The organism is Thermoleptolyngbya sp. C42_A2020_037 (assembly GCF_015272455.1).
Lineage (GTDB): Bacteria > Cyanobacteriota > Cyanobacteriia > Elainellales > Elainellaceae > Thermoleptolyngbya.
In genome coordinates, this window is sequence record NZ_JACYLP010000057.1 from 123186 (window position 1) to 136535 (window position 13350).

The 13350-nt window shown below is 54.9% G+C and carries 12 protein-coding genes; 8 read left to right on the forward strand and 4 right to left on the reverse strand.

Annotated elements, in window-relative coordinates; translation table 11 throughout:
• Position 1: 1 nt before the first annotated feature.
• A complete protein-coding gene (locus IGS16_RS21385; protein ID WP_277772323.1) occupies positions 2–226 on the reverse strand; it encodes a DUF2811 domain-containing protein in 225 nt (74 codons plus the stop codon).
• Positions 227–967: 741 nt separating this feature from the next.
• Here IGS16_RS21385 and IGS16_RS21390 point away from each other — a divergent pair.
• The 6 genes from IGS16_RS21390 (at position 968) to bchD (ending at position 7117) form a co-directional block, all read left to right on the forward strand.
• Positions 968–1807: an A24 family peptidase gene (locus IGS16_RS21390; RefSeq protein WP_297088980.1), complete on the forward strand. Its 840-nt coding sequence runs from the start codon at positions 968–970 to the stop codon at positions 1805–1807.
• Positions 1808–2067: 260 nt separating this feature from the next.
• A complete protein-coding gene (locus IGS16_RS21395; protein WP_156435370.1) occupies positions 2068–2292 on the forward strand; it encodes a hypothetical protein in 225 nt (74 codons plus the stop codon).
• Between the two features lie 209 nt (positions 2293–2501).
• Positions 2502–3437 (forward strand): acetyl-CoA carboxylase, carboxyltransferase subunit beta, encoded by a 936-nt coding sequence (gene accD / locus IGS16_RS21400; RefSeq protein WP_297088984.1) that lies wholly within the window; start codon positions 2502–2504, stop codon positions 3435–3437.
• Between the two features lie 138 nt (positions 3438–3575).
• Entirely contained in the window at positions 3576–3860 is a 285-nt protein-coding gene (locus IGS16_RS21405; protein ID WP_297088986.1) for a hypothetical protein, read from the forward strand.
• Between the two features lie 139 nt (positions 3861–3999).
• Entirely contained in the window at positions 4000–4947 is a 948-nt protein-coding gene (pip, locus tag IGS16_RS21410; RefSeq protein WP_297088988.1) for a prolyl aminopeptidase, read from the forward strand.
• 70 nt (positions 4948–5017) lie between these two features.
• A complete protein-coding gene (gene bchD / locus IGS16_RS21415; protein ID WP_297088990.1) occupies positions 5018–7117 on the forward strand; it encodes a magnesium chelatase ATPase subunit D in 2100 nt (699 codons plus the stop codon).
• 69 nt (positions 7118–7186) lie between these two features.
• Here the strand turns inward: bchD and IGS16_RS21420 are convergent, their stop codons facing one another.
• The 3 genes from IGS16_RS21420 to IGS16_RS21430 all read right to left on the reverse strand — a co-directional run bounded on the left by IGS16_RS21420 (position 7187) and on the right by IGS16_RS21430 (position 11818).
• Positions 7187–8143, reverse strand: coding sequence for an RNA polymerase sigma factor, RpoD/SigA family (locus IGS16_RS21420; RefSeq protein ID WP_297088992.1), 957 nt, complete (start codon positions 8141–8143; stop codon positions 7187–7189).
• 982 nt (positions 8144–9125) lie between these two features.
• Positions 9126–9932: an RNA polymerase sigma factor SigF gene (locus IGS16_RS21425; RefSeq protein WP_297088994.1), complete on the reverse strand. Its 807-nt coding sequence runs from the start codon at positions 9930–9932 to the stop codon at positions 9126–9128.
• Positions 9933–10987: 1055 nt separating this feature from the next.
• Positions 10988–11818 (reverse strand): photosystem II manganese-stabilizing polypeptide, encoded by an 831-nt coding sequence (locus IGS16_RS21430; protein ID WP_297088996.1) that lies wholly within the window; start codon positions 11816–11818, stop codon positions 10988–10990.
• A gap of 370 nt (positions 11819–12188) precedes the next feature.
• On the opposite strand from IGS16_RS21430, the gene IGS16_RS21435 reads away from it, so the two are divergent.
• The gene (locus IGS16_RS21435; RefSeq protein ID WP_297088998.1) at positions 12189–12599 is read left to right on the forward strand and encodes a hypothetical protein; all 411 of its coding nucleotides are present in this window, start codon (positions 12189–12191) and stop codon (positions 12597–12599) included.
• Positions 12600–12717: 118 nt separating this feature from the next.
• Positions 12718–13329: an ATP-dependent Clp endopeptidase proteolytic subunit ClpP gene (clpP, locus tag IGS16_RS21440; protein WP_172354183.1), complete on the forward strand. Its 612-nt coding sequence runs from the start codon at positions 12718–12720 to the stop codon at positions 13327–13329.
• The last annotated feature ends 21 nt before the right edge of the window (positions 13330–13350 follow it).

A 13350-nucleotide genomic window follows, 5' to 3' on the forward strand; every position in this document is an offset into this window, starting at 1 on the left:
GTTAAACGGCATGTTTGAACAGCGTGTCAAGGTAGACCCGTGCCGCCCGACGGTAGCAGTGAGCGGTCGTGGGGCTGTTGCTGCTGACGTGTTGCAGCAAAAATAGCGACAGTGCAGCACAGAACACCCGGTCTTGATCCCAATCGGGATGGGTTTCCAGGTAGCCCTTGAGGGACAGGTGCAAATCTTCAGGAATTTCGGCCAGGATGCTGACAGTTGCGTTCATGTGGGAAACCTCAGTGATGAAGCTTTGGATGGTGAAACAGAAGCTCGGACGCAGGAACCAAACTCGATAAACCCTCTCGCGATAAACCTTCTCGTTTGACTGGGGCCAGCCAGAATGAGGTCAGGTTTTGAAAAGGCACGCACCTGATGGTGGAGGTGAGGAGAGGCAGCAAGTTGCTGCTTTGTCCCGACGCTCAGGCACACAAAAGCAGCACAAACTCTCGCCAGAGGGCGGATAGCGACGACACGCCAGATCGAAAAATCGAACTCTGGTGATAATCGGCCCCCTCTGCCAAGGAGCGCTTTAATTGAGCAGGTCGCATCATTTTGCGCCAGGAGGGGGTGGGGTTGTCAACCTTAAGAACTGTTGCAGAGGGCTTTAGATTTAAAAAAGTTTTACGGCGCAATGAGGATTTGAGGTCGGTTTTTGTTACACAACTTCATTAAAGCCCGATGATTCTGAGGGGGCGATCGCCCTTTGGCGAATTCCCCAGAAAATTCCTCTAGCCCCAATGCCACCGTAGAAGCCTGTGGAAAACTGCCCGATCCCCTGTGGAAAACTTCGATATCGCTGTGGAAAGCTTGTGGAGACTGTGGGGAAAATCGCCCCGAAAGATAAGAATTGCAAACTGCTGGAAAGCACCCTGACTTTTGGCCATAGCTTGACATTGCAGCGCCTATAGAGACTAGGATTCAAGGGCTTTCTGTCACTTTGGTCTAAATTTTTGTCTAATTTTGGTCTATGGAGCTAATTCTTGAAGGACTGAGGGCACTGATCGTGTTCCTCATCGGCGCATCGGTCGGCAGCTTTCTCAACGTGGTGGTGTATCGGATTCCGGCGGGGCTGTCGCTGCTGCGTCCGCCGTCTCGCTGCCCCTCTTGCCTCACCCCCATCCGTCCCTACGACAACGTGCCCGTGCTGGGCTGGCTGTGGTTGGGTGGCCAGTGTCGAACGTGCAAAGCGTCGATTTCTCCCCGATATCCGCTGGTGGAACTGATTACAGGCTTGCTGTTTGTCGCCGTGGCTCAGTCTTTTGCGCTACCGCTGCCTGGGGTGGGCTACTGGGCGCTGGTGAGCTGGCTGATGGCGCTGGCACTGATCGACCTGGATACGCTCACCCTGCCCAATGTGCTGACTCAATCGGGACTAGTAGCAGGGTTGGTCTTTCAGGCGGCGATGGGCTGGTCGCAGGGGGTCGCCACTGGGCAGGGCGGACTGATGGGCAGCGCCGCAGCGGTGATGGGCGGCGTAGTGGGCGCAGTGCTGGGCATCTGGGGGCTGGATCTGATAACGGTTGTTGGCTCTGTGGCCCTGGGGCAAACCGCAATGGGCGGCGGTGATGCAAAGCTGGCGGCGATGATGGGGGCGTGGCTGGGCTGGAAATTGCTGCTGCTGGCGGGGTTTTTGGCGTGCGTGCTGGGGGCGTTTGTGGGCGGTGGGGCGATCGCCCTTGGCCTGCTCAGCCGTCGCCAGCCCATCCCTTTCGGCCCTTTTCTGGCACTTGGCGCGATTCTCGCCGTCTTCTTTGGAGAGAGCCTGATTCGCGGCTACCTGGGGTTCTTTTGGGGCATTGTTCAATAAATTCCCTAATTCCCTAAATTCCCCAAACAGCGCCCCAGAAGAAATGGCTGGAAGCCTTACAGCCCAACAAACTAGCAATCTAAAACTGGCAATCTAAACTAAAACTGGCAATCTAAAATCGCTAATCTAAAAGCCAGAATCAAGATCTCAGGGCAAAGCGACAGGATGCAGAACCGCTCCGGCCCCCAACCCCTAACCCCTGATCTCCCCCCGCCTCTGATAGAATCAACATCGTAGTTTGAATCACATACGCTACGGATGTGGCTTGGACAACGTTGAGAACCACCAATACTTATTTGGAAGCAGAACTCATGCAGCAAATGCTGGCGGCCCATGAGATTCCGGCGCGGGTGGTGGCGCAGGGCGTTCAGGCGCATTTCGGCGGGGGAACGCCTGCGGCGGTGCAGGTTGACCCGCGAGACTGGTGGACGGCGCTGCTCCTTCTAAGTCCCATTGATGACGCAGAGGACGTAAAACCGGAGTAGCGCAGAGGGGCGATCGCCCTCTCCTTGCACACTAGAAACGCCTCCCCATTTATCCCTTTAGTCAGATTAGTCAGAATCTCCCGTTTTCACAGAATCTTCCCCAATCCGCTCTTTCCAGTCTCTTTTGCCACAGATCTTTGCCATAGATCTATGCCATAAATCGCCGCCCCAGCGAAGTTTAACACCACCCTTTATCCCCTGTTTTTTTCATGTCTCTGTTTGACTGGTTTGCAAATCGACGCAAAGCTGGTGCCATCAGCCAGAATCAGCAGGAGCGAGAAATCGCCGACGGACTCTGGAGCAAGTGCCCCAACTGCGGCGTTTTGACCTATACCAAAGACCTGCGGGCAAACCTCATGGTCTGTCCAGAGTGTAAGTATCACAACCGCATCTTTAGCGACGAGCGCATTCAGCAGCTGATCGATCCAGGCACCTGGACCCCGCTGGACGAACACCTGTCGCCCACCGATCCCTTGGGTTTCCGCGATCGCAAGTCCTACAGCGATCGCATCCGCGACACGCAGGAAAAAACGCGCCTCAGGGATGCTGTTGCCACAGGCGTTGGACGACTGAACGATTTGCCCGTGGCGCTGGGCGTGATGGACTTTCGCTTTATGGGCGGCAGCATGGGGTCTGTCGTGGGCGAAAAGCTGACCCGCATGATTGAACGAGGCACGCGCGATCGCCTCCCAGTGATTATCGTCTGTGCCTCTGGCGGCGCACGGATGCAGGAGGGAATGCTCAGCCTTATGCAAATGGCGAAAATCTCCGGGGCCTTGGAGCGACACCGAGAAGCCCGCCTGCTCTACATCCCCGTGCTAACCCATCCCACAACGGGCGGCGTAACGGCTAGCTTTGCTATGCTGGGCGACCTGATCCTGGCGGAACCCCAGGCCACTATCGGCTTTGCAGGGCGGCGCGTGGTTGAGCAAACCCTCCGCGAAAAGCTGCCCGACGACTTCCAGACCTCAGAATATCTACTGAATCATGGCTTCGTAGATACCATCGTGCCCCGCACTGAGTTGAAAAAGACTCTGGCGCAACTCATCCTGCTGCACCAGCCTCCACAGTCTGAGAATCACACGGTTCACGTCCCTGACACCGTGCCTGAAACTCTACCGCTCAAAATTCCCCACGAGTTGTAATTTCAATAGTAATTTCTGTAATCTCTGTAATTTCACACTGCGACTACAAGCCGTCATTGCAAGCGGTCACCATCCGGACAGGAAAAAGCTTGTATGGTGGATCTGTTGTCTTTGCTGAGATCCTGCTGCCACGCCCCTATGCAACTCATCGCCGCAATGCAGGAGGTGTTTCGCCAGCCTCCGATTCCCTACGAGCCGCAAAAGCACTCCCTCAAAGCCTGGGCAAAATATTGCCTGCAAGACCGGGGCTACAAAGTTCTCTACGCCGATCGTGCGGATTTCGCCATTGAGTCTCGCACCGATGGCAAAGTATTCTTTCGCGTCACCGAAAACCCTGCCGACGTGACCCCAGACTATGGCTGGATTGTGTGCGATCGCACCTCCCAAGTCACCCGCGTCATCGCCCCCCACACTCCCGAATAAGGATACAGACTAGCACCACCAATCCCTCCCCCCGACCTCTTCTTTCTTCTCTCTTCGTTCTTCCCTCTTCTCTTTTCTCTCTTCGTTCTTCCCTCTTCTTTTTTCTCTCTTCGTTCTTCCCTCTCTCCTTCCCCCTCCCATGCGGGATCTCTACCCCCCCATCGAACCCTACAACTCTGGCACCCTCCAGGTTTCCGACCTGCACACCATTTACTACGAAGAAGCGGGCAACCCCCAAGGCAAACCCGTTGTGTTTCTGCATGGTGGTCCCGGCGGCGGCACTACGCCCAGCTATCGCCAGTTTTTTGACCCGGAAAAGTGGCGCGTGGTTTTGTTTGACCAGCGGGGCTGTGGTCGCAGCACCCCCCACGCCGAACTGCGCGAAAACACAACCTGGGACTTGGTGAATGACATTGAGACAATTCGGACGCACCTGGGCATCGACCGCTGGGTAGTCTTTGGCGGCAGTTGGGGCAGCACGCTCTCTCTCGCCTACAGCCAGACCCATCCCGACCGCTGCAAGGGGCTAATTTTGCGGGGCATTTTTATGCTGCGGCGCAAGGAATTGCTGTGGTTCTACCAGGAGGGATGCAGCTACATCTATCCCGATGCCTGGGAAGACTACCTGAAGCCGATTCCGCCGGAGGAGCGGCATGATTTAATCAGCGCCTACTACAGACGGCTGACCAGCGATGACCCGGCAATTCGGCTGGAGGCGGCCCGCGCTTGGTCGGTCTGGGAAGCCAGCACCAGCAAGCTCCTGCCCGATGCCAACCTGAAGGAGCGCTTTGCAGAGGCGGAGTTTGCCGATGCCTTTGCCCGGATTGAGTGCCATTATTTCGTAAACAAGGGCTTTTTTGAACCAGACGACCAGCTTCTGCGGAACGTCGATCGCATTCGCCACATTCCCGGTGTAATTGTGCAGGGGCGCTACGACGTGGTGTGTCCGGCGGTGTCAGCCTGGGAGCTTCACCGCGCCTGGCCCGAGGCGGAGCTAATTCTCGTGCCAGATGCAGGCCACTCGATGAACGAACCAGGAATTCGGACGGCGCTGCTGGAGGCGAGCGATCGCTTTTCTGCCCTCTAGCCCCAACCCCCTGCCCCGCTTCCTGATATGCTGAATATGCTGGGAGCCTGAACCTGCCTGGATTTTCGCCATGCCTGCCGCCACGTTGACCGATCAACCCCTCAGTTTTCCCCTTACCGCCGTGGTCGGACAGGAGGCTATCAAGCTGGCCCTGCTGCTCTGCGCCGTTGACCCGGGGCTAGGTGGCGTGGTGATTGCGGGTCGTCGCGGCACGGCCAAATCCGTCATGGCCCGCGCTATTCATGCGCTGTTGCCCCCCATCGAAGTCATCGAAGGCTCCTGCTGCAATGCCGATCCGCTCCGACCTGAAGCCTGGGATGATGACACGCTGAAAAAATACGCAGAGGTCAAAGCAGCAGCGGATTTCGATGCAGACCCCGATGCGGATTCTTCTTTGCCCACGCACGTCATCCCGGCTCCCTTTGTCCAGATTCCGCTGGGCGTAACGGAAGATCGGCTGATCGGCTCGGTGGATGTGGCTCAGTCCATCAAGGCGGGGGAAACCGTGTTCCAGCCGGGGCTGCTGGCAGAGGCGCACCGGGGCGTGCTGTATGTGGACGAAATCAATCTGCTGGATGACCAGATTGCGAATCTGCTGCTGACGACGCTGACGGAGGGACGCAACCAGATCGAGCGCGAAGGCATTAGCTTTCAGCATCCCTGCACGCCACTGCTGATTGCCACCTATAACCCCGAAGAGGGCGACCTGCGAAATCATTTGCTTGACCGAATTGCGATCGCCCTTTCGGCGGACGAAATCCTGGGGCTAGACCAGCGCGTGCAAGCAGTGGAGCGGGCCACAGACTATTCCCAGTCGCCAGAAGATTTTCTGAGGCTCTACCGCGAAGAACTGGACAATCTCAAAACCCAGATCATCCTCGCCCGCGAGTGGCTCCAGGATGTCACCATTTCCCGCACCCAGATTGAGTATCTGGTTCAGGAAGCGCTGCGCGGCGGCGTGCAGGGGCATCGGGCGGAACTGTTTGCTGTGCGGGTGGCCAAGGCAAACGCAGCGCTGGAAGGGCGTACCGAGGTCAGCGCCGACGATCTGCGCGTGGCTGTGAAGCTGGTGATTGTGCCCCGGGCGCTGGATCTCCAGCCACCGCCCGAAGATGAGTCGCCGCAGCCGCCCCCACCGCCCCCGCCGCCCCAGGATCAGCAGCCGTCTGACCAGGATCAGGACGAAGACGAGCAAGAAGACGAAGACGAGGACGACAAAGACCAGTCCCAAGATCCGCCGGAACTCCCGGAGGAGTTTATCTTTGACCCAGAGGGCGTGCTGCTCGACCCGTCGGTGCTGTATTTTGCTCAGATGGCGAATCGACGCGGCAAGTCTGGGTCGCGCAGTCTGATTTTTTCGGAAGACCGGGGACGCTATATCAAGCCAATGTTGCCCAAGGGCAAGGCGCGGCGGATTGCCGTGGATGCAACGCTGCGCTCGGCTGCACCCTATCAAAAGGCCCGGCGATCGCGCTACGAACAGTTTTCGGGAACAAATGGGCAGACTCGCAAGCGGGTGTTTGTGGAAGAGTCGGACATTCGCGCTAAGCGGCTGGCCCGCAAGGCGGGGGCGCTGATTATATTTGTGGTCGATGCCTCTGGATCAATGGCGCTGAACCGGATGAACTCTGCCAAGGGCGCAGTGATGCGGCTGCTGACGGAGGCTTACCAGAACCGTGACCAAGTAGCGCTGATTCCCTTTCGGGGGGACCAGGCAGAAGTGCTGCTGCCCCCGACTCGCTCCATCACCTCGGCACGGCGACGACTGGAGCGGATGCCCTGTGGGGGCGGTTCTCCCCTGGCGCATGGACTCACGCAGGCGGTGCGCGTGGGGGTGAATGCCCGATCGTCGGGGGATATTGGCCAGGTGGTGATTGTGGCCATTACCGACGGACGGGGCAACGTGCCGCTGGCCAAGTCTCTGGGGGAACCCATCCTCAGCGAAGAAAAGCCCGACATTAAGGCGGAACTGCTGGACATTGCCACCAAAATTCGGGCGCAAAATATTCAGCTTTTGGTGATTGACACAGAGAATAAGTTTGTGTCTACGGGTTTTGCTAAGGAGCTAGCAAAACAGGCAGGGGGCAAATACTACCACCTGCCCAAGGCCACCGACCAGGCGATCGCCGCTGCCACAATGGGCGCATTGCGCGATGCCAAGAACGGCTAGAGAACCTGAAGGAGGAAGCGGCGAATCACCACTCCCCCTCAAAGTCCGAACCCCAAAGCTCAGTTCGTGCTAGCTAGCCAGATACTCGCGAATATCGGCTCGGCGTTTCCGCAGTTTGGTCAAGGCTTCCCGCTCGATCTGGCGCACCCGCTCGCGGCTGATGTTCAGGCGATCGCCAATTTTGGCCAGCGTGAGCGATCGCCCATCTTCCAGCCCAAACCGCAGCGACAGAACCTCACGCTGTTGCGGTGTCAGCTCCGCCATCAACTGCTCCAGCTCGGTTCGCAGCGAGGAGTTTGCAGCATAATCCTCTGGGGACGGCCCCGTGTCTTCCAGCAATTCGCCCAGTTCTGTGTCCTGGTTGTCGCCCACCCGCAAATCTAGCGACAGGGGCTGTCGTGCCCGCTCCAGGTATTCACGCACCTGCTTCACCGACATATCTAGCTCCGTCGCCAGTTCCGAAACGGTGGCTGCTCGGCCAAGCTGCTGGGCAAGCTGTCGCTGCGCCTTCTTAATTTTGTTTAGTTTTTCAGTGATGTGAATTGGGAGGCGAATCGTGCGACCCTTCTCGGCGATCGCCCGCGTAATTGCCTGCCGAATCCACCAGTAGGCGTAGGTGCTAAAGCGATAGCCTTTGGTTGGGTCAAACTTCTCTACGCCTCGCTGCATCCCAATTGTGCCCTCCTGGATCAGATCCAGCAGATCCACATTGCGCTTGATATATTTCTTGGCCACAGACACTACTAGGCGCAGGTTGGCCTCTACCATGCGGCGCTTGGCATTTTCGCCCTCGGCCACCACCTGCTCTAGCTCATCGACCGACAGGCCGGCCTGGTCTGCCCATTCTTCCAGGCTGGGCGATCGCCCAAGCTGCTCCGACAGCGCCGCCTTCACGTCCTGCAACAGGCTCAGCCGCTGGACCTGCTTTCCATACAGAATTTCCTGCTCGTGCGTCAGCAGAGGAACCCGTCCAATTTCTCGAAGGTAAGTGCGAACCAGATCAGTGGAGGCTTGACTCGTTTTCATGACAAGACACGTGAGGAGTTGGAAAAACACAAAACAGGGCAGCTACCGGGCAACTACCCAACCGAGAGAAGTCAAAAACGTCAAAGACCAGAGCGCTGAGGGCTGGATACGACTCTATTCAATTGCTATTCAGTTGCTATTTGATTGCGAACCCTTAGCTACCACTCAATGGCTAAGCTTTGGCTGCTACCCTTTGGCAACAGATGCCGCCTCCCGACCAGAGCGATCGCCTCTCAGAAAAGCACCTCAGACCCAGCATCGAACCCGAAACCTAATCGCAGACTCATCAGGTGAATAACTTTTGGAAGACACGCCTGGGAAACAAGCATACGAAGCATCTAATACGCTCCGATACTCACCACCCAGAAACCCTTCGCCCAATCTGAATATTAAAAAATGTAACACTTATGAGAGATGCTGTCACGCCCTTAGATCAGCGAATTGGGAGCATATCCAGAAACATTAGACCCAACATTACCGAGATTTTTCCGATATGAATGCATCCTGTACAACAAAACCAGTGTGATCAGAGTCAGCATCGGTCACCTCCGCAAGTAGCTCGTTCGTAATGTTTTTTAATAATTCAGCCCAAGTCCTAATCGCTGACAGAATGCGAACTGTAGAAATGCGAACTGTAGAAAGCTGGCTCAGACAACTGGATATGCGACGCACACAGCAATCTATCGACTCTGGGTATCGTGCTATGCACCTGCGTCAGCCTCTCCCGCCTGCATAAGCCAATCATTCGGGCAATGCTTCCGACTGAGATACCTCAATTTACAAGACTTGCGTTGATTACTGCCTGTGCCTAAGGGGCCGGTTTAAACGCTTTCTGCTCTACAGAAAGCAAGAAGTTGGCTGAGGATGTGATCAAAAAATGCAAAAACCCCGACACTGCTTAATCCTGAGAAGCAGCATCGGGGACTGACAAAGCCATGAACTTGAAAGGTAAGCTGAGCAATTCAGCGAGAAACGCTGAACCCTAAGCAGAGCGCCCAATCTCTCGCGATGCACTAGCTGGCTCTGCGCCCAGCATCGACTCTTTCAGGAGTTTCAGTCCTTTCTTAACGCGGCGGGATACAGTAACCGCGCTAATGCCCAAGCGCTCGGCTGTCTCCTTTTGCGTCAGGTCATAAAGGAAAACGGCTTCTAGAACCTCGCGGGTTCGCTTTTCAAGCTGATACAAGGCTTGTTGAAGCCGAATCTGGTCTTCCTGAGCAAGCTGGAAACTGCGGTATTGCGAATCGGGCAGCATTTCACCCAGCGTTGCGCCTTCCTCTTCTTCACGCATGGGCGCATCGAGGCTGAGGGGCAGCCGATTGCGGTAGGCGAGTTTGATTTCTTGCCACTCGTTGAGCGAGACTTGCAGTGCAGAGGCAAGTTCAGCATCGGTTGGCGGCCGATGAAGCTCTGCCTGGAGGGTGCGAGTGATGGTTGCAGCTTGGTGCTGAAGCGCCTGCCAGCGGCGAGGAATCCTGACTGAAGACCCCTTATCACGCAGATAGTGCTGAATTTCGCCACGAATGTAGGGAATGGCGAAAGAGCTAAAGGCATGGCCTTTGCTCATGTCAAACCGCTCAATGGCGCGGATGAGTCCCAAGCTTCCTACCTGGAGGAGGTCATCATAGCTTTCGGTGCATTGATTGACCCAGTGATGCGCTTCTTTGCGAACCAGACCAAAATTGAGTTGCACCAATTGATTGCGGATTTCGGCAGTTGGAGAGGTTTGATAATCTCGCAGGAGTTGTAAACTTTCGGTCTTAAGTTCTGTAGAAATGGGTGTAGACATGACGAGATTCAGGTAGATGGGGTTAGCCGAGAGACCGTAACCTAGATGCATCCCTACGAAAGGCACAAGGGTATCAAACTGAGAAGTTGAAACTCAAGTTACCTGGCTTACTTGACTCAATGGCTTACTTAAATTCGGCAGGTTAGCAGAGGCTTAAACAGCCGCTTGCAGGTTGTGAAACCAGGCTAGTGAGCGCAGAAACGCTCTTGGTTGTTAACTGGAGCCTATCTGCTGCTTGGAGCCTGGTTACTACTTGCAAACATTTGGAGCAGCGAATTTAGAGAAGTGAGCTAACGTATAAAGCCAGAGGTTTCAACCGTCCTAAATTTCTGACAACAAACTCTAATCACTAAAGCCCCAGTAACGTTGCTTGATAGTAATAAAACTGCCGCTTGACGAGGCCCCAGAAAATTTCTGAATTCAAGGTATTTGGTTTAGGGCAACGCCTACAACTGCATTTTTACGGAACCTGAAAGAAGCGTCGAAAAACCTGAATCGCCTCACTAGATGAAGATCGGGATAGATCCTCTAAAAGTTTGAGATGGCTTGATGAATGAATTAGGAGGAAACGATAAAACGCAAATCTGCGGAATTCACTGATGAGTAGTTTACATTTTAAGATGAAAGCTTGCAATATTATGGAGCAATATCATGAGAAAGCGTTAAGCGCGATCGCCCCTCAGCGGAGCCGTGAACTGGACATCGCCTTTAAGACAAAGAGGGCGATCGCCCTTCAAAAACAGCGTTTAACTGACCCAATACGGAGCCTACAGTTGGTTCTCAGTGAACTTTTTAGCCTCTAACTTTGAGGATTACATGGTGTGAAAACTATGATTCTCTCTAGATCCAGACTTTACAAAAGCGTGATTCCAAACTGCACTCTTTAAAGTTTTAGTAAAGTTCAGCTTTATGGAAACCTCATAAATTTAGCCCAAAAACTTAGCCCAAACATGAAAAGACCCGCCAGCGCCTTGCCAGCGGATCTTTTCGTTTCAAAATCTAGAGAGGCTAACGGATCAAAATCTGTAGCCAGTTATTCTTAAGGACTTTGAGGACTACGCAGCGGGTTCAATCCGAGCGTAGAACAGGCCCTGAATACGAACATCTAGAGGTTCCTTACCGCCCATATCAGTGTCTGAAGGCTGCTCGCTCAGGAAAGTTCCAGCGATCTCGCCCGTTGCGGCATTGATCTTGGCAATCTGGAAGGAGATATTGCCACGACCCGTCTTAAACGCCTTTTTATTTTCGCGCTGAAGCTCGTCGCTGTCGGCCTGGGCAGGCAGCGCAACCGCATTATCATAGCCCGCTGTCAGACCGCGACCTTTGGGATCGAGGAAGTTAGACGTGCGGTAGGAGGGCACCTTAAACTCGCCCTCGAAGTCCGTGGAGGCAGAGATGCTGTCCAAGCCAGGCTGAGTTGTAGCAACCAAGTCCTTAATGGTGAACAGGAAAGGAACTTCCTCTCCACCGGGCAGCAGCACAGTGATGGCCTGGAAATCAAAGCCTTCTTCTTCGATGAAGGTAAGGCTACGATCGGGGTTGACCTTCAGCGTGCCTCGCACCTGGTCGAGGCTAGAGGTATTGCGGGTCAGCGGTCTGCCAGCTACAAATTCTGCCTCTTGGCGTTTGTTTGCTGGCTCTGTCTTCACAGCGTAGTTGGTCGGTTCCAGGCAAAGATCGACGATTTTGTAAGTCTCATTGGGGTCGATCGGAATGGCACCCCGCTTGATGGTGTCAAGGGTGGGGCATTTGTTAGCTAGACCAGTGCCTCGGATTTGCTCATAGGTGAGCGGGCCGCTGGCGGCGGTAGGGGTGCCGCTGCTACAGGCAGTGAGAAACCCCATACAGAGCGCGATCAGCGCGACAATTAGAGCGCGATACCTCATGGTCAACCTCGATATCTCAATCTTGATATGGCTTGGTGGTGGATGAATTCTAGTGGATGAATTCGTAGGTCTGTTGGGTCAAATGCTTGATCGAACAAGATTAGTCGAGCAAATCTAACAGATTGTGTCTGATACTCTAATGTTGAATTTTACAAGACCTTGTGCGCTTGTTTGTGGAACAGACCGACTTCATGAGACTTCAGGGCGAGACTTGAGAGTAAACCCTAGCTTTAGCGCAAATGATAAGGGACGTGAATTGTGTAGAAATGTATAGAAAATTGCACGGAACAAGTGTTTCATCGGTGTTGCATCGTTCTTTAGCAGTTGTTTCTCAGCAGTTGTTTCTCAGTTATGTGGAGCGTGGAGCGGCATGAGTGAGCAGGATAATGGAGGCGATCGCCCATCTCATCCAGATCTGGCAAATTTGGAGCGAGCGCTCCAGCCTCAGGAGACCCTTCAGCGCCATCTAGAGGCGATCGCCCAACAGGTGCAGGAAATCGCCAAAGCGTCTGAAGGCGATGGCGTTGCGCTGTTGCGGCTATTGCGCCTGCTAGAAAAGCTGCATCAAGAAATCCGCGACACGATGTTTCAAGAAACGCTGCCTAAAAATCGCCATTCGCTCTATGCCCTGCTGCGCGATATGGAGGCCGAAGGTGGCTGGCCCTATATCAGTCGCATGAAGCTGCGATCGCTCTTGCGACACCTGCTCGATGAGCCGCCCACCGAATCACCCAACCCGCTGAACCCGATCGCCGACCCAGAAGACTTTCCGCGCCGATAGAGCAAGATCGGCAGGGGCAGGATTTTCCGGGTCTGAGCGGCCAGCTTTAAACCCTCAGCAACGACTTTCAAAACACGGCTTAAAATGAGTAGAAAGGTTCTACTTGGGAAAAGGCTCCATGATTCCTACCGTTATTGAACAATCGGGTCGCGGCGAACGCGCCTTTGACATCTATTCGCGTCTGCTGCGGGAGCGCATCATTTTTCTAGGCCAGCCTGTCGATTCTGACGTTGCCAACCTGATCGTGGCGCAAATGCTGTTTCTAGAAGCCGAAGATCCCGAAAAGGACATCTACCTCTACATCAACTCTCCGGGCGGCTCTGTCACCGCTGGCATGGGCATTTTTGACACGATGAACCATGTGCGCCCGGATGTTTGCACGATTTGCGTCGGGCTAGCCGCCAGCATGGGTGCGTTTCTTCTGAGCGCTGGCGCTAAGGGCAAGCGGATGAGCCTGCCTCACTCGCGGATTATGATTCACCAACCCCTCGGCGGTGCCCAGGGTCAGGCGACGGACATCGAGATTCAGGCAAAAGAAATCCTCTACCACAAGCAAAATCTCAACCGCTGGCTGGCAAAGCACACGGGACAGCCCCTAGAGCGCATTGAGCGCGATACCGAGCGCGACTTTTTCATGTCTGCCAAAGAAGCGATGGACTACGGCTTGATTGATCAGGTGATCGACAAGCATTCGGTCGGCAGTCGCCCGACAGTGGTCAGCGCTAACTAGGGCTTTTGGGGGGCTTTTGGG